We start from the raw sequence: 25,051 nt of genomic DNA, 5'->3' as shown, positions 1-25,051 counted from the left end.
GGTCGATGAGCGTCACCCTGGCCGGCCGGACCCGGCCGCCGAAGCCCCCGCACGGGGCGCCGGTCAAACCGAGTCTCCGGGAACGCCTGGCGCGCTGGGACATCAAGGTTTCGCCCTACGTCTACATCGCGCCGTTCTTCGTGGTGTTCGGCATCACCGGCCTGTTTCCCCTGCTCTACACGGCCTACGTGTCCCTGTTCCACTGGGAGGTGGGCGACGACCACCCGAAGTTCCTCGGGCTGGACAACTACCGGGAGCTGTTCGGTGACGGGCAGTTCTGGCACGCCGTGGGGAACACTTTGTCGATCTTCGTGCTCTCCAGCGGGCCGCAGATCGTGATCGCCGTGCTGCTGGCCGCGGCGTTCAACACCCGGCTTCGCTCGCCCGTCGGCTGGCGGGTCGGGGTCCTGATGCCGTACGCGGCCAGCCTGGTCGCCATCGGCATCATCTTCTCCAACCTGTTCGGACCTCGCTACGGCCTGGTGAATTCGGTGCTGGAGGCGGTCGGTCTCGACCGCGTCGAATGGCAGTCCAACCGGATCGCCAGCCACCTCGCGATCGCCGCGATGGTGAACTGGCGGTGGACCGGCTACAACGCGCTGATCGTGCTGGCCGCGATGCGGGCACTGCCCACGGACGTGATGGAAGCCGCGGTGGTGGACGGCGCGGGCGCGATCCGCCGGTTCGTCAGCGTGACCCTGCCGATGCTGCGGCCGACGCTGATCTTCGTGGTGATCACCTCCACGATCGGCGGGCTGCAGATCTTCACCGAACCCAAGCTGTTCGACGCCATGCCCGGTTCGAACAACGGCGGTTCCCAGCACCAGTTCCAGACCGTGACGCTGTATCTGTACCAGTCGGCCTTCGAAGGGTTCGACCTCGGCTATGCCTCGGCGATCGCCTGGCTGCTGTTCGTGCTGATCGTGATCATCGCAGTGCTGAACTACGTGCTGACAAGGCGGTTGGCGAAATGAACGCCCGGATCGGCAGGCCGAACCTCCTGGTCCACGTGACCCTGGCCGTGTTCGTGCTCGGCTCGTTGTTCCCGTTCTACTGGCAGTTCCTGGTGGCCAGCCGGGACACCTCGATGCTGGGCGACGCCATCCCGCCGTTGCTGCCGGGCGGGAACTTCTTCCGAAACGCGGGCCGGGTGTTCGAGTCCGTCGCCTTCTGGAAAGGGCTGCTCAACAGCGTCATCGTGGCGGGCACGGTCACGCTCACCACGGTGCTGTTCTCCTCGCTCGCCGGATTCGCGTTCGCCAAACTGCGGTTCCGGGGCAGCAACCCGCTGTTCGTGTTCATCGTGGTGACCCTGGCCGTGCCCACCCAGCTGGGCGTGATCCCGCTGTTCATCATGATGGCGGAGTTCGGCTGGGCGGGGCACCTGCAGGCGGTGATCGTGCCCAACCTGGTCACCGCGTTCGGTGTGTTCTGGATGCGACAGTACACAATGGATGCCCTGCCGTACGAGCTGATCGAGGCGGCGAGGGTGGACGGGTGCAGCGTCGTCCGGATCTTCGCCAACGTGTGCCTGCCGGCGGTCCGGCCCGCCGCGGCGGTGCTGGCCATGTTCACGTTCATGATGTCGTGGAACGACTTCCTGTGGCCGCTGATCGTGCTCGATGCGGACAACCCCACCGTCCAGCTGGCGCTGGAACGGTTGCAGAGCGGCTACTACATCGACTACTCGCTGGTGCTCGCCGGGACGACACTGGCCACCATTCCCATTCTGATCGTTTTCCTCCTTCTCGGCCGGCAGATCGTGTCCGGCATCATGCAAGGCGCGGTGAAAGGTTAGGTTTTCCATGGCGGAGCAGCAGCGGAACTGTGGTGCGGAGGCCGTCGCCGGACGTGCCCAGCCGAAAGCGGGCCTCAAGTTCCCGGACGGTTTCGTCTGGGGAGCCAGCACCGCCGCGTTCCAGATCGAAGGTGCGACCAGAGTGGACGGTCGCACCGACTGTATCTGGGACGCGTTCGGCCGCAGGCCGGGCGCGATCGCCGGGGGTGACACCGGAGAGCCGGCCGCGGACCACTACCACCGCTTCGCCGAGGACGTCGGGCTGGTCCGGCAACTGGGCCTGGGCGCGTACCGGTTCTCCATCGCCTGGTCGCGGGTCCGCCCCGGCGGCGGCGGGCTCAACCCGCCCGGACTCGACTTCTACGACCGGCTCGTGGACGAACTGCTGGCCAACGGGATCACCCCGTGGGCGACGCTGTACCACTTCGACCTGCCGCAGGCGCTGGAAGAGCGTGGCGGCTGGAAGAACCGGGACACCGCCTACCGCTTCGCCGGTTTCGCCGAGTCGGCGGCCGAGCGGCTCGGCGACCGGGTGCCGTTCTGGAGCACCCTCAACGAGCCGTGGTGCTCGGCGTTCCTCGGGTACGCGTCCGGGGTGCACGCGCCCGGCCGCCAGGAACCGGAGGCCGCCGCTGCCGCCGCCCACCACCTCCTGCTGGCGCACGGCCTCGGCCTGGCGGAGATCCGCCGGTACGCGCCGACCGCCCAGGCCGGGATCACGCTCAACCCCTATCCGGTGCATCCGGTCGACCCGGATTCGCCCGAGGACCGCGACGCGGCCCGGCGGATCGACAACCTGCAGAACCGGCTGTTCTTCGACCCCGTGCTGCTCGGCCGGTATCCCGAAGACCTGCTCGACGACCTGGCGCCGTTCGGCTTCGCCGACCTGGTGTGCGACGGCGACCTGGAACTCATCTCCGCGCCGATCGACCAGCTGGGGATCAACTACTACCGGGGCTACCGGGTCACCGGGCGGCCCGCGGTGCCCGCCGTGCCCGCCGGGCTGGAGTGGATCGGCTCGAGCGACGTCGGTTTCGTGCCGGACCCCACCCGGTCGCTGACGCACTCGGGCTGGCAGGTGGAACCGGACGGGCTGACCGAGACCCTGGTCCAGATCGACCGGACCTATCCCGCTGTTTCTTTGTACGTCACCGAAAACGGCGCCGCCTATCCGGATTCCCTCGGTGAGGACGGCGAGATCGCCGACGCCGACCGGGTGGCCTTCCTCGCCGATCACCTACGGGCCGCGCATGCGGCCATCGAGCAAGGTGCGGACCTGCGCGGGTACTTCTACTGGTCATTGCTGGACAACTTCGAGTGGGCGGAGGGCTACGGCAAGCGCTTCGGCCTCGTGCACGTCGACTACCAGACCCAGCGCCGCACGCCCAAGCAGAGCGCGCGCTTCTACTCCGAGGTCGTCGCCCGCAACGGCTTGGGCTAGACAACGCGAACCTGCCGCAACGCGAACAGCCCCCGTTACCTAACACCGAAGTTGGCCATCATCGCCATGTCCTCGTGCTCGGGATTGTGGCGGTGCAGGAGGTACTTGCCGCGGTAGCCGTCGAACCGGATGAGCACCGTCGCCTTGTCGCCACGGGCCAGGTCGACGGTGTCCTTCCAGCCGGAGGCGTCCCGGCCCGTGTTCTGCACCTGGAACGGCGCCAGCTGGATGTGGATGGGGTGGGGCACGTTTGGCGCGCGCAGGGTCCACTGCTCCACCGTACCGAGCGCGGGCTCGGCGGAGAGGTGGCCGGGGCCGAACATCTCGTCGTTGACCGTCCACGGAAGGAGCCGTCCGCGGTGAAGGACCGGTCGGCGATCATGAGCGGCACCTCGCCCTTCGGCCGCGGTTCGTCGTCGCGCACCAGGTGGAAGCCGGCGAGTCCTTTGTGGACCTGCGGGCCGGTGAAGTTCATCCGGTGGCCCGCTCCTGCGGGCGCAGGTGTTGGTCGACCCGGCTGTCGAGCTGACCGGGACGATGTTCGACCACGCCTCGATCGCCCGGCACGCCCACAGCCCGGCCCTGACCGTGGCGCGGATGTGGCTGTTCCACCGGTTGGCCGTCCCGCCGGGAACGGATTCTCGCGCGCGGTCGCCGCTGCATGCCGACGACCCGAGCGGGCTGGCCCCGGCACTCGTGGTGGTGCCGACCCTCGACCCCGTCGCCGATCACGGCCGCCCTTACGCCGAACGGTGGCGTGAGTCAGGGACCCCCGCGCGGCTCACCGAGCATCCCGGAGCGACGCACGCGTTCCTCACCATGCCAGGCGTGGTGGCGCGGACCAAAGCCGCGCGGGCGGAAATCGCCGAATTCCTCCGGGGCCGCCTCAGCGGCTGACGGGCCAGGTCGCGACGAGATCGACCATGAGGGAGAGCGGCGAAGTCCAGGCACAGCGACAGCCGCGCCTCCTCCAGCGACTCGAACCCGTGCCGACAGCAACGGCGAACCCAGCACCGCACCGGTGCTCGGCAAGCACGGTCATGCTTCGTCACAGCTTCACTGTCGCGGGCAGATCTTGGCCGTTGTCGTGAATCCGCTGTTCGACCGCTGTGTGCGGGAAGCGCACCTCGAACTCGGTGCGGCCTGGACTGCTGCGCACGCCCACCGTGCCGTGGTGGGCGGCCACGACCGCGGCGACGATGGCCATTCCGAGCCCGGTGTCGCCCTGCGCCCGTGACCGCGACGAGTCGCCGCGCGCGAACCGCTCGAACACGTGGGGCAGGACTTCGGGCGGGATCCCCGGCCCGCTGTCGGTGACGGTGAGCACCGCGCTGCCGTCCGGCGACACGGCCAGCCGCGTGCTGACGGTGGTGCCCGGCGGTGTGTGCGTGCGGCCGTTCGCCAGCAGGTTCACCAGGACCTGGTGCAGCCGCTGCGCGTCCCCGGTCACGATGACCGGGTGATCGGGAAGGTCCAGCCGCCACCGGTGTCCGGGCCCGGAAACGTGCGCGTCGCCGACCGCGTCGGCGACCAGCCGGGTGAAATCCACCTCGGCGCGTTCCAGCGGGCGGCCCTCGTCGAGCCGGGCGAGTAGCAGCAGGTCGTTGACCAGGACGGTCATCCGGGACGCCTCGGACTCCACGCGGCTCATCGCGTGCGCGATTCCGGGCGGTACCCGGTCGCCGGATCTTCGCGTGAGCTCGGCGTAGCCGCGGATGGCGGCCAGCGGAGTGCGGAGTTCGTGGCCGGCGTCGGCGACGAACCGGCGAACCCGCATTTCGCTGCCGTGTCGCGCATCGAGCGCGTTGTCGATGTGCCCGAGCATGCGGTTGAGCGCGGACCCGACCTGGCCGATCTCCGTCGCGGGGTCGGTGTCGGTGACCGGCACCCGCACCGGCAGCGCCGCCTCCCCGCGGTCCAGCGGCAGCTCGGTGACCTTGGCCGCCGCCGCCGCGACCCGGTCCAGTGGCCGCAGCGTGCGCCGCACCACGTAGGCGCCCACGATCGCGGCGCCGACCAGGGCGGCCGCGGCGATCCCGGACAGGAGGAATCCGAGCGTCACCAGGGTTTCGTCGACGTTCGGCAGACCGAACACGTCGACACCGTCGCCGGACTTCACGGCGACGACGCGATAGGCCCCTTCGGACAGCGCGAGGTTGTGCCCCTGGCCGTCGACGGCCACCGTGCGCAGGGCGGGGATGTCGCCCGGGTCGAGGTTCCGCGGGCGGACCTGCCCGCCGCCGGGTGGCATGGCCAGCGTCTGGGCGTGCACGACCTGCCCGTCCTGAAGCCGCGCGTAGAGGGTGCCTTCCTGGTTTCCGGCCGCGCCGATCTCGTCGCCGTGGTTTCCGCCGTTGACCTGGTTGGACTGCTGCGAGCGGTGGACCGTGTCGGCCAGCTGGCCGTCGATCTGCCTGGTGAGCAACTGCTTCAGCGTGAACTCGCCGACCACGCTGACGATCAAGCACACTACGGCGAGCAGCGTCACCAGTGCGAGGGTCAGCTTCGTGCGCAGCGGCCGCACGCGGCGTGGTGACGCGGCACGGAGCGTGACGGACATCATTGTCCCTCGACGTGGGCAGGAGCCGGCATCTTCATGGTTCGACGATCGGCCCCGATGGTGTGTCCGCGTTGTGGGATTCCTGTGTGAAAGCTGTGTGATTGCGGCGGCACGGCGCACGGGAAGCGGGGATCAGCCCGGCTTCGGCCAAGCACGCCGAACGCGCCGTGCGCCGCGTCTAGAAGCGTTCGATGTGGACGGTCGAGGTGGGGACGTGGTGCTCGGCGAGGATCGCCTGGGCGAGGCCGGCCAGGCCGGGCGGCGCCGACAGGAGCCACTCGTCGACCTTCGCCGGATGGAGCCGCGAGTCAAGCAACTGCCGGAACCGCCCGGCATCCAGCCCGCCCCGGTAGTACCGCTCGTCGGAAATCGCGAGTGCCTCCGCGATGCTCTCGAACGGCCGGCGGCCGGGCCGCGGCGCCCACAGGTCCGGGTCGCGTTCGTCGGTCCGGAAGTGCAGGATCTGGAGCCTGCCGTCGAACCGGCGGGTGAGCTCCTTGAGTTCGGCGGCGAACATCGTGTCGTCGCCGGACCGGTTCACATACAGCAGGGTCGCCCGGAACCGCGGCGCGGTGGCCATTCCGTGCACCAACATCGGCAGCACCTGGACGATTCCCGCCCCGGCGGCGAGCCCGACGACGTGCTTGACGCCCGGCGCGAGCGTGGGCCGCCCCGCCGGCGGCCGCACGTCGATCTGGTCCCCGGGGCGCAGCGAGGTGGTGGCGTACGAGGAGAACGGCCCGTTGCGCTTGATCGCGACCCGCAGGCCGTCGGCGCCGGGCCATGAGCAGATCATGTAACGGCGCCGCAGTTCCTCGCCACCCACCACGGTGCGAAGCTCCACGTGCTGTCCTGGCTGGAATGCGAAACCCGTGCGCAGTTCGTGCGGCACGTCGAAAGTCACCAGCACGGCCTTGTCGGTGAGTGGCCATACCTCCGTGACGGTGAGGCGACGGAACTCGCCGGCCCGGTCGGCGGGCGCCGGCTCCGTCTCGTCTTCCGGGGCCCGCCACGCCTGGAGATAGCGGTAGAACGGCAAACCCGGGGACGTGCTGTGCGCCTGCTGGTAGCTGTGCGCGCCGGGCCGGAGACTCCGCGGACGCCAGTCGTGCCACCACGCGACCAGCCCGAGTGCGAGCCGCTGGGACAGCAGGTAGACGACGACCAGCCGCCAGCCGTGGCCCAGGCCGGCGAGCGCCACCAGCACACCGGGCAGCAGGGCCAGCATCACCAGTGTCTCGGCGACCTCCAGTTGTGGCCGCCGGGCGGTGCGCCGCAGGTAGGCGAGGAGGTGCCAGACGTCCACCACCAGCCACCGCAACGGCAGCTGCCACCCGGGTCCCCGCACGTCCCACGGCGTCAGGTGCGCGGTGCCCTCCCGATGCTGTGCCAGATGCAGGTGGCGGGCCGACGGGAACGCGCCCAAGAAGGACACGAACGGCATGGCCAGCCGGCCGAGGGTGGAGTTGACCCAGGTCAGCCGCCCCGCCGTGTGATGGGTGCACTCGTGCAGCACGACGAACATGCCGACGATGGCGGCGGTGTGCAGGGGGACCGTGGCCCACGCCGGCGCGAGTCCGGCCAGTGACAGCCAGGCCGCGAACCCGCCCAGGGCCAGCGAGCCGGTGAACACCAGGAGGGTCGGAACCGCCACGATCGGCAGCCGCATCCGTACGTTCGGTAGGCGCGGAAGGGCATGGACGGCGTGGACTCCGACGTCGGCTGTCACGACCGGCTCCTGTACGGGGGGACCTGCTGGTCTGGAAGAAGGTAGACAAGCGCCGTTGAAATGTAAACAGTTTAAACTCGGACCAGTATGTTCGGGCGGGGGCACGGCCTCCACACCCTCGGCTGGGGTCAGGCCCGCAGACCACTGTGTTTTGTGGGGGCATGGCCCTCACACCCTGGCTGGGGTCAGGCCCCCAGACCACTGTGTTTTGTGGGGGCACGGCCCCCACACCCCCGCTGGGGGCAAGCCCCCAGACCACTGTGTTTTGTGGGGGCACGGCCCCCACACCCCCGCTGGGGGCAAGCCCCCAGACCCCCTGCACAGGCCCAGGGCGGCGCCGCAAGGTCACTGGCCTAGACTCGGTCGAGGCACCGGTGTGCCCACAATCCACATCCCTGTAAGGCTCGAGGAGAATACGTTGAAGAGCACCGTCGAGCAGCTGAGCCCGACGCGAGTGAAGATCAATGTCGAGGTGCCGTTCGACGAACTCAAACCGAACTTCGACCGCGCCTACCGCAAGATCGCCCAGCAGGTGCGCATCCCGGGCTTCCGTCCCGGCAAGGCGCCCGCTCGCGTCCTGGAAAGCCGGATCGGCCGCGAGCCGGTGCTCGATGAGGTCGTCAACGAGGCCATCCCGGTCAAGTACCTGGAGGCGGTCCGCGCCGGCGAGGTGCGCACCCTCGGCCAGCCCGACTTCGAGGTCACCAAGCTCGAGGACCGCGAGGTGCTGGAGTTCACCGCGGAGGTCGACGTCCGGCCGGAGATCGCGCTGCCGGACTTCGCCGGCCTGTCCGTGACGGTGGACGAGGTCGAGGTGACCGACGAGGAGGTCGAGCAGGAGCTCGAGAGCGTCCGGACCCGGTTCGGCACCCTCAAGGGCGTCGACCGGCCCGCTCAGGACGGTGACTTCCTGTCCATCGACCTGGCCGCGACCGTGGACGGCGAGGAGGTCGAGGAGGCCGCGACCACCGGCTTGTCCTACGAGATCGGCTCGGGTCAGCTGGTCGACGGCATCGACGAGGCGGTGGTCGGCGCGAGCGCCGGCGAGACCAGGACCTTCACCACGAAGCTGGTCGCCGGGAAGTACGTGGGCCGCGACGCCGACGTGAAGGTCACCGTCAACAGCGTCAAGGAGCGCGAGCTGCCGGAGGCCGACGACGACTTCGCCCAGCTCGCCAGTGAGTTCGACACGATCGAGGAGTTCACGGCCAACCTGCGCGAGCAGCTGGCCAGGATGAAGAAGGTGCAGCAGGGCGTGCAGGCCCGGGACAAGATCCTGGACGCGCTGCTGGAGTCGGTCGAGGTGCCGCTGCCGGAGAAGGTCGTCGAGGCCGAGGTCTCCAGCCGCAGGCACGACGCGGTCCACGATCTCGACCACAGTGAGGAGGCCCTGGCCAAGTTGCTGGAGACCCAGGGCACGAGCATCGAGGAGTTCAACTCCGAGTTGCAGACCGAGTCGGAGAAGGCGGTGCGGACCCAGCTCCTGCTCGATGCGATCGCCGAGGCGGAGAAGATTACCGTCGACGACGCCGAGCTGACCGAGCGGATCGTCTACCAGGCGCAGCGTTACGGCGTCAGCCCGGACGAGTATGTGCGCCGGGCCCAGGAGTCGGGCCAGCTGACCGCGATCTTCGCCGACGTCCGCCGCGGGAAGGCGCTCGCCTCGGTGGTGCGCCGGGCCACGGTGACCACCGCTTCGGGCGCCGAGGTCGACCTCGACGAGCTGTTCGGCAGGGAGGACTCCGCCGAGGCCGAGACACCCGAGACACCCGAGACACCCGTTCCAACAGGGGCCACCGAAGAGACCCCCGCCGAAAACCCGGCCGAAAAGTAAAGCTCTGAGCGAACTCGGGCGGTGCTGGGCATGCCAGGCCGCCCGGGTTCGTTAGGGTCGATCACAGGAAAGTCATTCGAAACGGGTGAACCGGTGCTGGCACGGCGAGCGCCGAGTCCACCTTCCGGATGGCGACGCGAGATCTTGAACTGTTGTGGTGAAAAGGCAGGCAGACGTGACACAGCACAAGCCTGAGGCGCGGACCAGCACCGCGGGGCTCAATCTGACCGACTCGGTGTACGAGCGGTTGCTCCAGGAGCGCATCGTCGTCCTCGGGTCCGAGGTCAACGACGACGTGGCGAACCGGATCACGGCGCAGCTGCTGCTGCTGGCCGCGGAGGACTCCGAGTCCGAGATCCGGTTCTACATCAACTCGCCGGGTGGCTCGGTCACGGCGGGCTTCGCCATCTACGACACCATGCAGCTGATCGAGCCCGACGTGGCGACCTACGCGATGGGCCTGGCCGCCTCGATGGGGCAGTTCCTGCTCTCCTCGGGCGCCCGCGGCAAGCGGTACTCACTGCCGCACGCGCGGATCATGATGCACCAGCCCTCCGCCGGTGTCGCTGGCACCGCCTCCGACATCGCGATCCAGGCCGAGGTGTTCGGCAAGTGGAAGCAGGAGCTGGCCGGGATCACCGCCAACCAGACCGGCCAGTCCGTCGAGCAGATCACCCGTGACGCGGATCGCGACCGCTGGTTCACCGCCGAGGAGGCGCGTGCCTACGGCTTCGTCGACCACGTCCTGACGCGGGAGAACCAGCTCCCCTCGGCCAACGGCAGTCGCTGACCGGGCGCAACGAGGAGAAACCAGCCATGAGTCACTTTCAGCTTCCGCAATCCCGGTACGTGCTCCCGTCGTACGTCGAGCGCACCAGCTACGGGGTCAAGGAGTCCAACCCGTACAACAAGCTCTACGAGGAGCGGGTCATCTTCCTCGGCGTCCAGGTGGACGACGCGTCGGCCAACGACGTGATGGCTCAGCTGCTGCACCTGGAGCACGAGGACCCCGACCGGGACATCACCATCTACATCAACTCGCCCGGCGGTTCGTTCACCTCGCTGATGGCCATCTACGACACCATGCAGTACGTCCGCCCGGACATCAGCACGGTGGCGCTGGGCCAGGCCGCGTCGGCGGCGGCGGTGCTGCTGGCGGCGGGCACCAAGGGCAAGCGGCTGGCGCTGCCGAACGCCCGCGTGCTGATCCACCAGCCGGCCACGGAGGGCACCTACGGGCAGGTCTCCGATTTGGAGATCCAGGCCAACGAGATCCAGCGCGTGCGCCGGCTGATGGAGTCCACGCTGGCCCATCACACCAACAAGACGCCCGACGAGATCCGCCTGGACATCGAGCGCGACAAGATTCTCACCGCCGAGCAGGCCAAGGAGTACGGCATCATCGACGAGGTGCTGCCCTACCGCAAGGCATCCTCGGAGGGTTGATCGACCAGGCCGGCGTGTGTCGTACCCCGGCACGCGCCGGCGTCCTGCCCTAGGGTGTGACGTCGGCGAGGCGCGCCGGAAACGGGTGCGCACGCGGGGACACTCCCCTGGGGTCGGTCCTCCCGTCCGAGGCTTCGGGCGGGTACCGTCAGAGGCAACGCGGCAATCAGGTGCGCCGGCCGGTGCACCGGAGGGGACAGGTCAACGGTCATGGCACGGATCGGCGACGGCGGAGACCTGCTGAAGTGTTCTTTCTGCGGGAAGAGCCAGAAACAGGTGAAAAAGCTCATCGCCGGCCCAGGCGTGTACATCTGCGATGAGTGCATCGACCTGTGCAACGAGATCATCGAAGAGGAACTGGCCGAGGCGGGCGAAGTCAAGCTCGACGAACTGCCGAAGCCGTACGACATCCACGAGTTCCTCGACCAGTACATCATCGGCCAGACCGAGGCCAAGCGGACGCTCGCGGTGGCGGTGTACAACCACTACAAGCGGATCCAGTCCGACGACAAGACCGGTCCCAAGGACGCCAAGGACGAGCCGGTCGAGCTGGCCAAGTCGAACATCCTGCTGCTCGGCCCGACCGGCTGCGGCAAGACCTATCTCGCGCAGACCCTGGCGAAGCTGCTCAACGTCCCGTTCGCCATCGCCGACGCCACCGCGCTGACCGAGGCCGGGTACGTGGGCGAGGACGTGGAGAACATTCTCCTCAAGCTGATCCAGGCCGCCGACTACGACGTCAAGCGCGCCGAGACCGGCATCATCTACATCGACGAGGTCGACAAGATCGCCCGGAAGTCGGAAAACCCGTCGATCACCCGTGACGTTTCCGGTGAGGGCGTGCAGCAGGCGCTGCTGAAGATCCTCGAGGGCACCACCGCCTCGGTGCCACCGCAGGGCGGGCGCAAGCATCCGCACCAGGAGTTCATCCAGATCGACACCACGAACGTGCTGTTCATCGTCGCGGGCGCGTTCGCCGGCCTGGAGAAGATCATCAACGACCGGATCGGCCGGCGCGGGCTCGGCTTCGGCGCGGAGATCCGCAGCAAGGCCGAGATCGAGGAGAGCGACATCTTCTCCGAGACGATGCCCGAGGACCTGATCAAGTTCGGGCTGATCCCGGAGTTCATCGGCCGGCTCCCCGTGGTCGCCAGCGTCACCCACCTGGACAAGCCGTCGCTGGTGCAGATCCTCACCCAGCCCCGCAACGCGCTGGTGAAGCAGTACAAGAAGCTCTTCGAGATGGACAACGTGGAGCTGGAGTTCACCAAGACCGCGCTGGAGGCGATCGCCGACCAGGCGGTGCTGCGCGGGACCGGCGCCCGCGGGCTGCGCGCGATCATGGAGGAGGTGTTGCAGCCGGTGATGTACGACATCCCGAGCCGCAACGACGTCGCCAAGGTCGTCATCACCGAGCAGACCGTGCGGGAGAACGTCAACCCCACGATCGTGTCGCGGCAGCCGTCGCGGCGGCGCAGCACTGAGCGTGGTGAGAAGACCGCCTGAGCCCTTTGGTAAAGGTGCCGCGCGGCGCGGGCCGCTGAACCGACACCGGATAAACTTCCGGAATGAGCACGGAGGGGGCGGGGCCCCGTCAGGATGCCGAAGCCGGCAGTCCGGCCGGTTCGGACAACGTCGTCCCAGCCAGCAACGGGGACGTACACGGGATCAGCGATCTCATTTACCGGATCATCACCCCGTTCTTGCGGCACGCCACCCTGCACCGGGTCGGTTTCATCGTCCTGGTCGCGCTCGCGGGCGTGTGCGTGCTCGCCACCGGCGTCCGGCTCTCCGCGCTGCCGCTGGTCCCGATCCCGCTGTTCGCGGTGGCCGGTTACGCGCTGCGCCGGGTCCGTTCGGCGGGCGGCGACCGCTCGTTGCTCGTCTGGTCGTCGCTCTGCTTCGCCGCGGCCGCGATCGGGTTCTGGCTGATGTCCGTGATGGGTCGCTGGGTCAGCTGACCACGATCGTTTCCCCTGCCCGGAACAAGGGTCAGGCAACGGGAACGTGCTTGCCGAGGAAGCCCACGACGTTCGGGACGACGGTGCGATTGAAGGAGTCGCCGTGCTTGCCCCGGGCGGTGTAGGCGACGGCGGGGCGGGTTTCGGAGATGAACTGCCGGACACCGGTGATGAACGGGTCCTCGGTGCCGCACCACACCCCGGTGGTCACCGCCTGGGTCGCATCGGCGTGTAGCAGCGGGTCCATCGACGCCCAGTCGGCCGCATTGTGGAAGGCGTTCCGCTTGCTCATTTCGGTCCACGACGTGATCAGCGCGGGGGCGAGCAGGGCCAGGGCCTCCACCGGCTGGCGGCGTTCGGCGCGGCGGCGGGCGTAGAGGAGCGCGCCGAAGCCGCCCATCGACATGCCCATGCAGGCGAACGGCAACCCGTTCGTGCCGCCCAGTCCGCGCCGGTGCAGCCATTGCGGTATTTCGTTCAGCAGCATCCCCATCGGATCGTCGCCGGGGCGGTTCTCGTGCCAGTAGTTGTCCCCGCCGTCCACGGCGATGAGCCCGAACGCGGGTACGGCACCGCGCGCGACCTGGCTGGACAGCTCCGCCAGGGTGCCCGTCGGCGCGGCCACGCGGGCTGTGCCGTGCAGACCGTGCAGCAGCAGCGACATCGGCAGCCACTGGGGCATGGTCCGGCTCGGCAGCAGGGTGACGAGGTCGACCTCGCGGTGCCGGGCCTGCGACCACACCCGCTCGACCTTCGCGACCCCCGGCTGCGTGATCGGTGACGGCGAGGCGACGCCCAGGGCGCGCTGAACCGCTGTGCTGAACGGCAGGGTTCCGGTCGCGGTGCCGGTGGCGAACGCGGCGATCCCGAGGCCCGAGGCTCCCGCGATCAGCACCGAGCGGCGGCTGGGCCAGACCCGCCGCCTTCCACCGGGCTGACCCGCCCCTTCGTCACGTTCCACCGCGACCATTCAACCACGGGAAACGCCGGTCACGGCCTGCTTTGCCCGTTCCTGCGGGGCGATCAGCGGCGCCCCGCACCACTGAGGTGCGAGCTGTCGAGCACGCGGTGCTCACCGGTGTAGAGGTTCATGCTGGCGCCGCGCAGGAACCCGACCAGTGTCATCCCGTTCTCCTCGGCCAGTTCGACGGCCAGCGAGGACGGCGCGGAAACCGCGGCCAGCAACCCGATCCCGGCCATCGCGGCCTTCTGCACGAGCTCGAACGACGCCCGCCCGGACACCAGCAGCCCGGCGCCGGACAGCGGGACCCGGTTGTCGAGCAGCGCCCAGCCGAGCACCTTGTCCACCGCGTTGTGCCTGCCCACGTCCTCCCGCACGGCCAGCAGGGTCCCGTCCGAGGTGAACAACCCCGCCGCGTGCAGGCCGCCGGTGCTGGCGAAGACCCGCTGCCGGGCGCGCAGGGCGTCCGGCAACCCGGCCAGCACCTCCGGGGTGACGGTGAAGGCCGAACTTCCCGGTCCGAAGCGGGTTTTCAGTTTGACCGCGTCGAGTGCCGCCTTGCCGCACACCCCGCACGACGACGTGGTGTAGAAGTTCCGCTCGACGCCGGTGTCCGGCGGTGGGACGCCCGCGGCGAGCGCGAGGTCGAGGACGTTGTAGGTGTTGCGCCCGGTGTCGTCGACGCTGTCGCAGTAGCGGGCCGTGTGAACGTCTTCGGTCGAGGCGATCACGCCCTCCGACAACAGGAAACCGTGCGCGAGTTCGACATCGTGACCGGGCGTGCGCATGGTGACGGCCAGCGCTTTCCCGCCGACCCGGATCTCGAGCGGTTCCTCGGCGGCAAGGGCGTCCGGCCGCCTCCGCTGCCCGTCCGGGGACAGCATGCGGACCACGCGTCGCACGGTGACCCGGCCCATCGGTCCTCACCTCCTTTCCTTTCCGCATCAACAAAGTTTTGGTGGTGAAGTTGATGCGCGGTGTGGGCGCTAACCACTACATTGCGGTTTCGGTGTCTCTCGATCATCCAGCCTAGGGGAGCCTGACCGTGGCCGTCACGTTTTTGACCCCGTCCCGTGCCGTAGCTCCCACGAACTGGAGCCGCTGGCTCGTCCCGCCCGCGGCGCTGTCGGTGCACCTGGCGATCGGGCAGGCCTACGCGTGGAGCGTGTTCAAGACGCCGCTGGAGAAGTCTTTGGGGCTGTCCGGCACGCTGAGCGGGGTGCCCTTCCAGCTGGCCATCGTGATGCTCGGGCTCTCCGCCGCGTTCGGCGGCACCCTGGTCGAGCGGAACGGGCCGCGCTGGGCCATGTTCGTTTCCACGGTCTGCTTCTCCTCCGGGTTCTGTGTGGCCGCGCTGGGCGCGGTGACCTCACAGTTCTGGCTGGTGGTGCTCGGCTACGGGGTGATCGGCGGGGTCGGCCTCGGCATCGGCTACATCTCCCCGGTGTCCACGCTGATCAAGTGGTTTCCCGACCGGCCGGGGATGGCCACCGGCATCGCGATCACCGGTTTCGGCGGGGGAGCGCTGATCGCCTCCCCGTGGTCGGCCCAGATGCTGCAGTCCTTCGGTGGCACCACGGGCGGGGTCGCCGCGGCCTTCCTGGTGCACGGGCTGGTCTACGCCGTGTTCATGTCGATGGGCGTGTTCCTGGTCCGGGTGCCTCCGTCGGACTGGCGCCCGGAGGGCTACCGGCCGCGCGCGGTCGAGGGCAACGCGATGATCACCTCGGCGCGGGTGTCGGCGGCCAACGCGATCAAGACGCCGCAGTTCTGGTGCCTGTGGGTTGTGCTGTGCTTCAACGTGACGGCCGGGATCGGCATCCTGGAGAAGGCCGCGCCGATGATCGTGGACTTCTTCAAGGGCACGCCGGTCCCGGTGGGCGCCGCGGCCTCCGCCGGGTTCGTCGCGCTGCTTTCCCTGACCAACATGCTCGGCCGGTTCGCCTGGTCGTCCACTTCGGACGTCGTGGGCCGCAAGAACATCTACCGGATCTACCTGGGCGTGGGCGCGGTGCTCTACCTGGTCCTCTCGCTGGTGGGGAACTCGTCGAAGCTCCTGTTCGTGCTGTGCGCCATGGTGATCCTGTCCTTCTACGGCGGTGGGTTCGCCACCATCCCGGCGTATCTGCGGGACCTGTTCGGCACCTTCCAGGTCGGCGCGATCCACGGCAGGCTGCTGACCGCCTGGTCGGTGGCCGGCGTGCTCGGCCCGATGATCATCGACGGCATCGCCGACCACGAGAAGGCGATCGGCAAGCAAGGTCCGGACCTCTACACGGATTCGTTCTACATCATGATCGCGCTGCTCGTCGTCGCGTTCATCGCCAACGAGCTGGTGCGCCCGGTGAATTCCAGGTACCACGAGCCGGTGGCCGGCGTGGCTCAGGAAAGGAAAGCCGCTTGAAACACGTAGTGTCAAGGCCGCGGCCGCCAGGCAACGTCGTGGAGAGGACGGCCGCATGAACCGGCGGGTGCTGATGACGGTGGCCTGGCTGTGGGTGGGCCTTCCTTTCGCCTACGGGCTCTACCAGCTCGTGCTGAAGGTCATCCAGCTGTTCGGCGGCTGATGTGGACCTCGTCGCCCGGATGCGGGCCCGGTTGCCGGAGCTGCTCGCCGACATCGAGGAACTGGTGACGTGCGAGTCGCCCTCCGCGGACTTGGCCGCGGTCGCGCGCAGTGCGGACGTCGTGGCCCGGGTCGGCACGCGGCGGCTGGGCGTGCCGCCGGAACGGATCGTCCTCGCCGGCCGGACCCACCTGCGCTGGAGGTTCGGGGACGCCCCGGCCGGGGTACTGCTGCTCGGCCATCACGACACGGTGTGGCCGTTCGGCTCGCTCGCCACCCATCCGTACACAGTGGACGGTGAAGTGCTGCGCGGGCCGGGTTGCTTCGACATGAAGGCGGGCCTGGCGATGGCGATCCACGCGGTGGCCGCGCTCGCGGACCGCACCGGGGTGACGATCCTGGTCACCGGCGACGAGGAGATCGGGTCGCCGAGTTCGCGGGCGCTGATCGAGGAGGAGGCCGCGGGCCGCGCCGCGGCGCTGGTCCTCGAGGCATCCGCCGACGGTGGTGCGCTCAAGATCGCGCGCAAGGGTGTTTCGCGGTACGAGGTGCGCGTGTCCGGCCGGGCCGCGCACGCCGGGCTCGAACCGGAGCGCGGCGTCAACGCGACGATAGAACTGGCCCATCAGGTGCTCGCGGTGAGCGCGCTCGCCGACCGCGCACTCGGCACGACGGTGACCCCGACCGTGGCGTCGGCGGGCACCTCGGCCAACACCGTGCCGGCGGCGGGGGAGTTCGCGGTGGACGTCCGGGTCCGCGATGCCGGTGAGCAGAACCGGGTCGACGCCGGTATGCGTGCCCTGATGTCCATAGTGGACGGCTCCGGCCTGCGGGTGGCGGGCGGGCCGAACCGGCCGCCGATGTCCGAGGAGGCCTCCGCGGACCTGTTCGCGCGAGCGTCGGGACTCGCGGCCGGGCTTGGGCTGGCGCCGCTGACCGGGGTGGCGGTCGGCGGCGGCTCGGACGGGAACTTCACGGCCGCGATCGGCACGCCCACGCTGGACGGGCTGGGCGCGGTCGGCGGCGGTGCCCACGCGGACACCGAACACGTCCTCGTCGGCGAGCTGCCGCCGCGGGCCGCACTGCTCACGGCGCTCATCGGGGACCTGCTGCCGACGGGGAACGATTGAACACCGCGGTCGTGGCCGCGGACGCCGCCGCCCGGGCGGCCGGAGTCACGACCCGGGAGATCGCCGAGCTTCGCGAATTCGACGCCGTCTGCCGGCTCTTCGCCGAAATCTGGCGCCCCGACCCGGAAAACCCGCTGGCGACGACCGAACTGTTACGCGCGCTTTCCAAGGCCGGAAACTACGTCGGCGGCGCGTTCAACGGCGCCAGGCTGGTCGGAGCCAGTACCGGCTTCTTCGGGGCGCCCGCCGACGCGACGCTGCACAGCCACATCGCCGGTGTGGCCGGATCGGGGTGTGGCGTCGGGTTCGCGCTGAAACTGCATCAACGTGCGTGGGCGATGGAGCGCGGTGCGTCGGCGATCAAGTGGACCTTCGACCCCCTGGTGGCCCGTAACGCCTACTTCAACCTGGTGAAGTTGGGCGCCTCCGCGGTCGAGTACCTGCCCGACTTCTACGGCCGCGTCTACGACGACCTCAACGGCAGCGGCGAGACGGACCGGTTGCTGATCCGCTGGGACCTCGCCGCGCCCGAGGTCGTGGCCGCTTGCGCGGGAACGCCGCGTCCCGGCGCCGCGGGGGGCGCGGTGGTCGCCCTGGACCGGTCGGCGGGGGGATTACCGGTCCTGGGTTCCCTGGCCGGGGAGACGCTGCTGGTGGCGGCTCCGGCGGACATCGAGCGGCAACGCGTCAGCGATCCCGGCGGCGCGAGGGAATGGCGCCTGGCCGTCCGCGAGGTGCTGGGGAAGCTGCTCGGCGATGGGGCCCGGGTCACCGGGTTCGACAAGTCCGGCTGGTACGTCGTCACGAGAAGGGAAACCCGATGAAGCTGGCCGGAGTGGAACTGCGCCGGATCGGCATGCCGCTCGTGGCGCCGTTCCGGACCTCGTTCGGCACCGAGACGGAACGCGACGTCCTGCTGCTCCGGGTGGTCACCGACGACGCGGAGGGCTGGGGCGAGTGCGTGGCCATGTCCGACCCGCTGTACTCCCCGGAATACGTCGACGCCGCCGCCGATGTGCTGCGCCGGTTCCTGATTCCCGCGCTCGCCGGGCACAGGAGTCTCGACGGCAACGCGGTGGGCCCCGCGCTCGCTCCCTTCAAAGGGCATCGGATGGCCAAGGCCGCGCTGGAGATGGCCGTGCTCGACGCGGAACTGCGGGCGCTGGGACGGTCTTTCGCCCGCGAACTCGGTGCCGTGCGCGACCGCGTCCCTTGTGGCGTGTCCGTCGGGATCATGGACTCGATCGGGGAACTGCTGGACGCTGTCGGCGGTTATCTCGATGCCGGGTATGTCCGCATCAAGCTGAAGATCGAGCCGGGCTGGGACGTCGAGCCGGTGCGGGCGGTGCGCGAGCGGTTCGGCGACGACGTCCTGCTGCAGGTCGACGCCAACACCGCGTACACGCAAGCCGACGCCCGCCACCTCGCCCGGCTCGACCCGTTCGACCTGCTCCTCATCGAGCAGCCGCTCGACGAGGAGAACGTGCGAGGCCACGCGGAGCTGGCGAAGATCGTCGCCACCCCGATCTGCCTGGACGAATCGATCACCTCGGCGCGCGCGGCCGCCGACGCGATCGCCCTCGGCGCCTGCCAGGTCGTGAACATCAAGCCCGGACGCGCCGGTGGCTACCTCGAAGCGCGCCGCATCCACGACGTGTGCGTGGCACACGGCGTGCCGGTGTGGTGCGGCGGCATGCTGGAGACGGGATTGGGCCGCGCCGCGAACGTCGCGCTCGCCGCACTACCCGGATTCGTCCTGCCCGGCGACACGTCCGCGTCGGACCGGTACTACCGGACGGACATCACCGCCCCGTTCGTGCTCGAGAACGGACATCTGCCGGTGCCGACGGCGCCCGGGCTCGGCGTGACTCCCGATCCGGACCGGTTGGACGCGGTCACCACCGGAACGGAATGGCTGCCGGTGTAGGTCATTTCGCCGTTGTCGCCAGAACAGGCCGTCGCCCGCGCGCACGGTCTGGCCGGTGATCCAGCGAGCGTCGTCCGAGAGATGTATGTCCGCGAAGCCGACGACGTCGGCGATGTCCTCCGGCTCACCCATGCGACCCAGTGGAGTCTGCGCGGCGGCTTGCAGGCGTGACCTCGCCGCCGCGCTGGCGGCGCTGCACCGGGAGGCCGGCGCGCTCTACGGCAAGATCGCGCGTGAGTTCGGGGGCTCACCGGCCGGCAGAGCAGTTGCTGTGCATGTTGTCGAAGAGCCGGCGTTCGGTGAGCTCGCCGCGTCGCTCGGCTGCGACAAGACCAACGTGACCGGCATGGTGGATCGCCTGGAGCGGCGCGGACTGCCGGCCAGGCAGCCCGATCCGCGCGACCGGCGGGTCAGCCGGGTGGTGCTCACCGCCGGAGGGCAGGTACTGCGCGACAAGCTCCGTACCGAATTCGCGGGCGGCGTGGCGGATCGCTACCCGGCTCTGTCCGAAAAGGACCGTCGTGAGCTGGCCCGGATCCTCCGGAAGGTCAGCCAGCGGGCTCGAGACGGACGACGATCGCCTTGGAGACCGGGGTGTTGGACTTCCGCGCCACCGAATCCAAGGGCACCAGTGAGTTCGCCTCGGGGAAGTAGGCCGCCGCACAGCCGCGTGCCGTCGGGTAGGCCACTGCCCGGAACTTCTCCGCGCGCCGCTCGACGGTACCTCGCGGGTGACCCGGGCCGTTCCATTCAGAGACCAGATCCACCAGATCCCCGTCCGCGAAGTCGAGTTCCGCCAGGTCATCGGCGTGTACCAGGACCACCCGCCGGGCGTTCTCGATGCCACGGTAACGGTCGGACAGGCCGTAGATCGTGGTGTTGTACTGGTCATGGCTGCGCAGGGTCTGCAGCAGCAGACGGCCGGGCGGGACCTCCGGGAACTCCAGGACACTGGTGGTGAAGTGCGCCTTCCCGGTCGCCGTCCCGTCGAATCGGCGCGAGTCGCGGGGAGCGTGGGGAAGCACGAAGCCGTCGGGTTCGCGCACCCGCGCGTTGTAGTTCTCGCAGCCCAAAACGACCCGGGCGATCCGGTCCCGGATGCGGTCGTAGTCACGTTCGAACTCGTGCCACGGCACCACGTGGTCCTCGCCCAGCAGCGCCCGCGCCAGCCGGCAGATGATCGCCACCTCGGACAGCAGGTGCTCACCCGCCGGACGCAGCCGCCCGCGCGAGGCGTGCACGCAGGACATCGAGTCTTCGACGGTGACGAACTGTTCGCCGCCGGCCTGTACGTCCCGTTCGGTACGCCCGAGCGTCGGCAGGATCAGCGCCGTCTTCCCGTGCACCACGTGGGAACGGTTGAGTTTCGTGGACACGTGCACGGTCAACTCGCACGAGGCCAGGGCCCGCTCGGTGAGCGCCGAATCCGGGGTGGCGGCGGCGAAGTTGCCGCCCATGCCGACGAACACCTTGCCGCGGCCGTCCCGCATGGCGCGGATCGCGTCCACGGTGTCCAGACCGTGCTTTCGCGGAACCTCGACGCCGAACTCCGCTTCCAGCGCGGTCAGGAACGAATCCGGCATCTTCTCCCAGACGCCCATCGTCCGGTCGCCCTGCACGTTCGAGTGCCCGCGCACCGGGCACAGGCCCGCGCCCGGCTTGCCGATCATGCCGCGCAGCAGCGCGACGTTCGTGATCTCCTGGATGGTCGGGACCGCGTGCCGGTGCTGGGTGACGCCCATCGCCCAGCAGTACACCGTGCGCTCCGACTCGGCGATCATCCGCGCGATCTTCACGATCTGCGTGCGGGACAGCCCGGTCGCCGCGTCGACGGCTGTCCAGTCCAGTTCGCGCAGGCTCTTCGCGTAGTCGTCGAAGCCGTGTGTCGAACCGCCGACGAATTCGTGGTCCAGCACGGTGCCCGGGGCGGCCTGCTCCCAGGACAGCAGCAGATGCCCGATCGCCTGGAACAGCGCGAGATCACCGCCGAGGCGGATCTGCGCGAACTCGTCGGCCAGCGCGGTGCCCTTGCCGAGCACGCCGCCGGGCGTCTGCGGGTTCTTGAACCGCATCAACCCGGCCTCCGGCAACGGGTTCACCGCGATGATCCGCGCGCCACTCGCCTTGGCCCGTTCCAGCGCGGACAGCATCCGGGGATGGTTGGTCCCGGGATTCTGGCCGACGACCACGATCAGGTCGGCGTGGTGGAGGTCGGCCAGGCTCACCGAGCCCTTGCCGATGCCGGTCGCCTCGGACAGCGCGGCACCCGAGGACTCGTGGCACATGTTCGAGCAGTCCGGCAGGTTGTTGGTGCCGAACGAACGGGCCAGCAACTGGTAGAGGAACGCGGCCTCGTTGCTCGTGCGGCCCGAGGTGTAGAAGAGCGCTCGGTCGGGATCGGACAGTTCGCGCAGCTTGTCCGCGATGAGCGTGAACGCGCCGTCCCAGGAGATCGGTTCGTAGTGGGTGGCACCCTGACACAGCACCATCGGATGGGTCAGCCTGCCCTGCTGCCCGAGCCAGTAGCCGGTCCTGCCGGCCAGGTCGGCGACCGGATGCGCGGCGAAGAACTCCGGCCCGACCCGGCGCCTGGTGGCCTCCTCCGCGACCGCCTTCGCGCCGTTCTCGCAGAACTCGACGAGCTTGCGGTGTTCACCGTCCGCGGCTTGCGCTTCCGGCCAGGCGCAGCCGGGGCAGTCGAAGCCCTCGCGCTGGTTGAGCAGGCGCAGCGTGCGGACGGTACGGCCGGTGCCCATCTGCTCGACGCTGCGCAGCAGCGACACCGCGACCCCGGGCACGCCGGCCGCCCACTGCTTGGGCCGGTGGACTTCGAGACCGGCCTCGTCGATGTCTTCCCTGGGAGCGGAGCGAGTCACCCGCTTATCCTGCCTGCGCAACGGATTCTCCGCGAGACCCCAGGGCCCGGTCGAAGATCGTCACCGTGAACAGCAGTGCGCCCACGCCGAGCTGGATCCAGGCCAGCGTGTGCAGCCCCGCGGAGGTCGCGTGCGCGCCGAAACACAGCGCTATCAGCGCCGATGCGCCGATCGCGCCGAGATACTGGGCGGTGCGGAACAGTCCGCTCGCGGTGCCCATCCACGCGGCGGGAGCCTGGCCGTAGAGCGCGGTCTGATTCGTCACACTCGCCAGTCCCTGGCCCACGCCGAACACCGCGGCGAGCCCCACGAGCGCGGCGAGCGGGGTCGAAACGCCGGTGAACAGCAGCAGCGCCGAGCCCGCGGAGAGGGCGAGCGAGTTGCCGATCAACCGGGCCTTGACGCCGGTCGGCCTGCCGGAGACACCCGCGGCGACGACCGCGACCACCGACATCGGCAGCAGCAGCGCGCCGGCACCCGACTCGCTCAGGCCACGCGCCGACTCGAGCCATTGCACGTACCCGAACATGATCGAGTAGACGATCAGGAAGGCCAGTGCCTGCCGCAGGTAGGTGCGCAGCAGCGGGCCGTTCCCGGCGAGCATCCGCAAATCGATGAAGGGGCTCGCCGACCGCGTTTCCGCCCACACGAATCCGGCGGCCGCCACCGCCGCCACCGCGAGCAGGTAGGCGTCGCCCACGGCCGGGTTCATCACGAACAGCAGCACGGCCAGGAGCATCCCGGAGAACAGCACGATCCCGAGCACGTCGATCCGGCCCGCGGAGCCTTCCGGCCGGTCCTCGGGCAGCCAGCGCAGCGCCAGCACCAGGGCGACCGCCGCCATGGGGACGTTCACCGCGAAGATGGCGGGCCAGCCGGACAGCCCGATCAGGGCGCCGCCGAGCGTCGGGCCGATCACCATGACGGTCTGCGCGGACATCGCGAGGACCGAGAGCACGCGGCTCGGCACGCCCTGCCCCGCGGCGTCCGCCCGGCCGCGCAACACCGCCATCGCCGCCGGGAACCCCGCGCAGGTGCCGATGCCGAGCAACGCGCGCACGGCGGTCAGCCAGCCGAGGGAGAACGCGAACATGCCCGCGATTCCGGCGGTCATCACCAGCAGGGCGCCGGTCAGCAGGACGCGGCGCGCGCCGAAGCGGTCCACGAACAGCCCGACGACCGGCTGCCCGACGGCGGTGGCGAGGTAGAGCGAGGTGACCAGCCAGGCGGTCTGCGCGGGGCCGGCGCCGAAGGTCTGCCCGATGGGGACGAGGGCGACCGCGATGAGCGTGGAGTTGATCGGGTTGAGTACCGCACTGGCCACCAGCGGGGTGACCAGCCGGGGGCCGAAGGTGGTCCGGGTGGTGGTCGCGGTGCTCGTGGTGCTCGTGGTGCTCAACCTCCTGTGGTGTCCCAGTTCGCCGGCCTTCGCGAAAGCGGCAGCGCCCCGGCGTTCCTCCTCGGTGAACTCGGCCGCGAGTGCCGCCGCGAGCTGGGCCTGGGGCGCCGGACCATCGCGGTCCAGCCGCTAGTCGGTCTGGCCCGCGAATCTCTTCGCGAGGTCCCGGACCCGTTCCGCGGCCTTGGCCGCCTGGTCGCTGGTGATGTTCATGCCAGGCATCCGGCTCAGGCTGTCGACCTGCTCCACGTAGCGCAGGCATTCCTGGTGAGCGTGCTCCCGGCAGGGCAGGCAGGTGACGCTCTCCGGGCGCGGGGAGGTCATCGCATACGGGACCCGGAGCCCGCAAGCGGTGGTGACGACGCTCGGTAGATCGGTCACGACGCCCAGCAGCGACGCGACCGCGTCGCGGGCGGCGGCGCCGGCAAGCAACACCTGCCGCTCGACGTGGACGTGCGGATCGTTCTCGCTCATCGGTCCCGGTACCTCCCCGAACCACGCTAGCCGGGCGGCACCCCCGCGACCAGCCACCAGGTCAGCAAGTGCCTGGACCGGTCGGCATCGGCTTGTTCACGTCGAACATCGCGGCCTCGTCGGAATCCGGGGCGCCCCCCGTCGACTGTTCGCGGTAGGTCGGCGCGAGATAGCCCGCCTTGTCCGGGCCGCAGGCCATCGAATAGGTGAAGCCCGTGCCGCCACCGAGCCCCGGTCCGACATCGTTTTTCCGGTAGGTGGCTCGTGCGGATCACGAACTCTTCGTCGAGCCGTTCGAAGGATTCGATGTCCGCGGGTCTGGTGATCGGGCCGTAACTTCCCGGATCGAAGGCGTAGCCGACCAGGTATTCAGCGTGCACGATCAGCTCGTCGCGATCATCGACCCGGGCGCTCAGCCTGCCGGTGATCCTCGGCGGCACCGCGGGCAGGAGGTGGAAACCGTCGGCGAACATCGTGACATAGCTCGAGAAATCGGTTTTGCCCCGGTCCGCGAGGATCGGCCGCAGCCGGTTCTGCTCGTTCGGGGCCAGCAGCACGAGATAGGCCGAGGTGTCATGGCCTTCCAGCATCCGCCGGTCCAGGCGCGAGGCGTGGATCACGTCCTTGACCTTGTTGTGGGTGTCCTGGACCTGGGCCGCGGAGAAGCCGCCGATCTTCTGCGCCGGGAGCTCGGACAGCCCGTCCACGCTGTCGCCCCACGCCTGCGCCGGGGTGTTGTCGAAGGGCTTGGACAGATCGACGCGCGCGATCTCCGGCAGCACGGTGGGCGCCGACGGGGTCGTTGTGGTCGCCGGAGCGTCCGCGTCGTAGTGCTCGGAGGTCGCCTTTCCCCAGCGGTAGACGGCGAAACCGGCCCCGAGCAGGGCGACCAGCACGACGGCGGTCCACGCGAGCCGCTTGCCCCGCCTGGCCCGGCGGCGCTTCCGGC

Annotated in this window: 24 protein-coding genes and 1 pseudogene; 16 read left to right on the top strand and 9 right to left on the bottom strand. The window is 69.6% G+C overall.

Annotated elements, in window-relative coordinates:
• Window positions 1-5 precede the first annotated feature (5 nt).
• The 3 genes from VJT49_RS21890 to VJT49_RS21880 are packed head-to-tail and all read left to right on the top strand — an operon-like array spanning window position 6 to window position 3,239.
• Window positions 6-974 (top strand): sugar ABC transporter permease, encoded by a 969-nt coding sequence (locus VJT49_RS21890; RefSeq protein ID WP_324166754.1) that lies wholly within the window; start codon window positions 6-8, stop codon window positions 972-974.
• A complete protein-coding gene (locus VJT49_RS21885) occupies window positions 971-1,798 on the top strand; it encodes a carbohydrate ABC transporter permease (protein WP_324166753.1) in 828 nt (275 codons plus the stop codon). The genes VJT49_RS21890 and VJT49_RS21885 overlap by 4 nt, the downstream gene beginning before the upstream one ends.
• Window positions 1,799-1,805: 7 nt before the next feature.
• Window positions 1,806-3,239, top strand: coding sequence for a GH1 family beta-glucosidase (locus tag VJT49_RS21880; RefSeq protein ID WP_324166752.1), 1,434 nt, complete (start codon window positions 1,806-1,808; stop codon window positions 3,237-3,239).
• Between the two features lie 35 nt (window positions 3,240-3,274).
• Here VJT49_RS21880 and VJT49_RS21875 read toward each other — a convergent pair whose 3' ends face one another.
• Window positions 3,275-3,778 carry a multicopper oxidase domain-containing protein gene (locus VJT49_RS21875; RefSeq protein WP_324166781.1) on the bottom strand — a complete coding sequence of 168 codons (504 nt, stop codon included), beginning with the start codon at window positions 3,776-3,778 and terminating at the stop codon, window positions 3,275-3,277.
• Between VJT49_RS21875 and VJT49_RS21870 the strand changes: the two genes are divergently transcribed.
• Entirely contained in the window at window positions 3,744-4,136 is a 393-nt protein-coding gene (locus tag VJT49_RS21870) for an alpha/beta hydrolase (protein ID WP_324166751.1), read from the top strand. The two genes, VJT49_RS21875 and VJT49_RS21870, sit on opposite strands and share 35 nt — an antisense overlap.
• Before the next feature lie 151 nt (window positions 4,137-4,287).
• Here VJT49_RS21870 and VJT49_RS21865 read toward each other — a convergent pair whose 3' ends face one another.
• Complete coding sequence (locus VJT49_RS21865; RefSeq protein ID WP_324166750.1) at window positions 4,288-5,799, bottom strand: HAMP domain-containing sensor histidine kinase; 1,512 nt, start codon at window positions 5,797-5,799, stop codon at window positions 4,288-4,290.
• Between the two features lie 178 nt (window positions 5,800-5,977).
• The gene (locus tag VJT49_RS21860) at window positions 5,978-7,528 is read right to left on the bottom strand and encodes an FAD-binding oxidoreductase (RefSeq protein WP_324166749.1); all 1,551 of its coding nucleotides are present in this window, start codon (window positions 7,526-7,528) and stop codon (window positions 5,978-5,980) included.
• Window positions 7,529-7,946: 418 nt separating this feature from the next.
• On the opposite strand from VJT49_RS21860, the gene tig reads away from it, so the two are divergent.
• The 5 genes from tig (at window position 7,947) to VJT49_RS21835 (ending at window position 12,769) form a co-directional block, all read left to right on the top strand.
• Complete coding sequence (gene tig, locus VJT49_RS21855) at window positions 7,947-9,362, top strand: trigger factor (protein ID WP_324166748.1); 1,416 nt, start codon at window positions 7,947-7,949, stop codon at window positions 9,360-9,362.
• A gap of 175 nt (window positions 9,363-9,537) precedes the next feature.
• A complete protein-coding gene (locus VJT49_RS21850) occupies window positions 9,538-10,152 on the top strand; it encodes an ATP-dependent Clp protease proteolytic subunit (protein ID WP_324166747.1) in 615 nt (204 codons plus the stop codon).
• Window positions 10,153-10,178: 26 nt separating this feature from the next.
• Window positions 10,179-10,808, top strand: coding sequence for an ATP-dependent Clp protease proteolytic subunit (locus tag VJT49_RS21845; protein WP_324166746.1), 630 nt, complete (start codon window positions 10,179-10,181; stop codon window positions 10,806-10,808).
• A 210-nt stretch (window positions 10,809-11,018) separates the two neighbouring features.
• The gene (gene clpX / locus VJT49_RS21840) at window positions 11,019-12,314 is read left to right on the top strand and encodes an ATP-dependent Clp protease ATP-binding subunit ClpX (RefSeq protein WP_324166745.1); all 1,296 of its coding nucleotides are present in this window, start codon (window positions 11,019-11,021) and stop codon (window positions 12,312-12,314) included.
• A 62-nt stretch (window positions 12,315-12,376) separates the two neighbouring features.
• Window positions 12,377-12,769: a hypothetical protein gene (locus VJT49_RS21835; RefSeq protein WP_324166744.1), complete on the top strand. Its 393-nt coding sequence runs from the start codon at window positions 12,377-12,379 to the stop codon at window positions 12,767-12,769.
• Window positions 12,770-12,800: 31 nt separating this feature from the next.
• Here the strand turns inward: VJT49_RS21835 and VJT49_RS21830 are convergent, their stop codons facing one another.
• Together VJT49_RS21830 and fdhD are read right to left on the bottom strand one after the other, a co-directional pair.
• Window positions 12,801-13,739, bottom strand: a complete 939-nt coding sequence (locus VJT49_RS21830) for an alpha/beta hydrolase-fold protein (protein ID WP_324166742.1) — start codon at window positions 13,737-13,739, stop codon at window positions 12,801-12,803.
• A 53-nt stretch (window positions 13,740-13,792) separates the two neighbouring features.
• Complete coding sequence (gene fdhD, locus VJT49_RS21825; RefSeq protein ID WP_324166741.1) at window positions 13,793-14,647, bottom strand: formate dehydrogenase accessory sulfurtransferase FdhD; 855 nt, start codon at window positions 14,645-14,647, stop codon at window positions 13,793-13,795.
• Between the two features lie 128 nt (window positions 14,648-14,775).
• Here fdhD and VJT49_RS21820 point away from each other — a divergent pair, with 128 nt between their 5' ends.
• The 7 genes and pseudogenes from VJT49_RS21820 to VJT49_RS21795 form a co-directional block, all read left to right on the top strand.
• Entirely contained in the window at window positions 14,776-16,134 is a 1,359-nt protein-coding gene (locus VJT49_RS21820; RefSeq protein WP_324166740.1) for an L-lactate MFS transporter, read from the top strand.
• Between the two features lie 55 nt (window positions 16,135-16,189).
• The gene (locus VJT49_RS35385; protein WP_414636056.1) at window positions 16,190-16,297 is read left to right on the top strand and encodes an MFS transporter small subunit; all 108 of its coding nucleotides are present in this window, start codon (window positions 16,190-16,192) and stop codon (window positions 16,295-16,297) included.
• 19 nt (window positions 16,298-16,316) lie between these two features.
• A complete protein-coding gene (locus tag VJT49_RS21815; protein WP_324166780.1) occupies window positions 16,317-17,426 on the top strand; it encodes a M20 family metallopeptidase in 1,110 nt (369 codons plus the stop codon).
• The gene (locus VJT49_RS21810) at window positions 17,423-18,250 is read left to right on the top strand and encodes a GNAT family N-acetyltransferase (protein ID WP_324166739.1); all 828 of its coding nucleotides are present in this window, start codon (window positions 17,423-17,425) and stop codon (window positions 18,248-18,250) included. Before VJT49_RS21815 ends, VJT49_RS21810 begins: the two co-directional genes overlap by 4 nt.
• Window positions 18,247-19,353 carry an o-succinylbenzoate synthase gene (gene menC, locus VJT49_RS21805; protein WP_324166738.1) on the top strand — a complete coding sequence of 369 codons (1,107 nt, stop codon included), beginning with the start codon at window positions 18,247-18,249 and terminating at the stop codon, window positions 19,351-19,353. The genes VJT49_RS21810 and menC overlap by 4 nt, the downstream gene beginning before the upstream one ends.
• 12 nt (window positions 19,354-19,365) lie before the next feature.
• Window positions 19,366-19,524, top strand: a complete 159-nt coding sequence (locus VJT49_RS21800; RefSeq protein ID WP_324166737.1) for a hypothetical protein — start codon at window positions 19,366-19,368, stop codon at window positions 19,522-19,524.
• Window positions 19,466-19,753: pseudogene (locus VJT49_RS21795) on the top strand (MarR family transcriptional regulator); the annotation flags it as partial. The gene VJT49_RS21800 and the pseudogene VJT49_RS21795, both read left to right, overlap by 59 nt.
• A gap of 148 nt (window positions 19,754-19,901) precedes the next feature.
• On the opposite strand, the gene VJT49_RS21790 reads toward VJT49_RS21795, so the two are convergent.
• The 4 genes from VJT49_RS21790 to VJT49_RS21775 all read right to left on the bottom strand — a co-directional run.
• Entirely contained in the window at window positions 19,902-22,229 is a 2,328-nt protein-coding gene (locus tag VJT49_RS21790; protein ID WP_324166736.1) for an FdhF/YdeP family oxidoreductase, read from the bottom strand.
• A gap of 4 nt (window positions 22,230-22,233) precedes the next feature.
• Window positions 22,234-23,553 carry an MFS transporter gene (locus VJT49_RS21785; RefSeq protein WP_324166779.1) on the bottom strand — a complete coding sequence of 440 codons (1,320 nt, stop codon included), beginning with the start codon at window positions 23,551-23,553 and terminating at the stop codon, window positions 22,234-22,236.
• A gap of 204 nt (window positions 23,554-23,757) precedes the next feature.
• On the bottom strand, window positions 23,758-24,102 hold the full coding sequence (locus VJT49_RS21780) for a hypothetical protein (protein WP_324166735.1): 345 nt from the start codon (window positions 24,100-24,102) through the stop codon (window positions 23,758-23,760).
• A gap of 26 nt (window positions 24,103-24,128) precedes the next feature.
• Window positions 24,129-25,051: hypothetical protein (locus tag VJT49_RS21775; protein ID WP_324166734.1), on the bottom strand; the 923-nt coding region annotated here is incomplete at its 5' end.

This window comes from Amycolatopsis sp. (genome assembly GCF_035276945.1).
Taxonomy (GTDB): domain Bacteria; phylum Actinomycetota; class Actinomycetes; order Mycobacteriales; family Pseudonocardiaceae; genus Amycolatopsis_E.
Note: the sequence above shows the minus strand (reverse complement) of the source record. Positions and strands in the feature narration are given on the sequence as shown.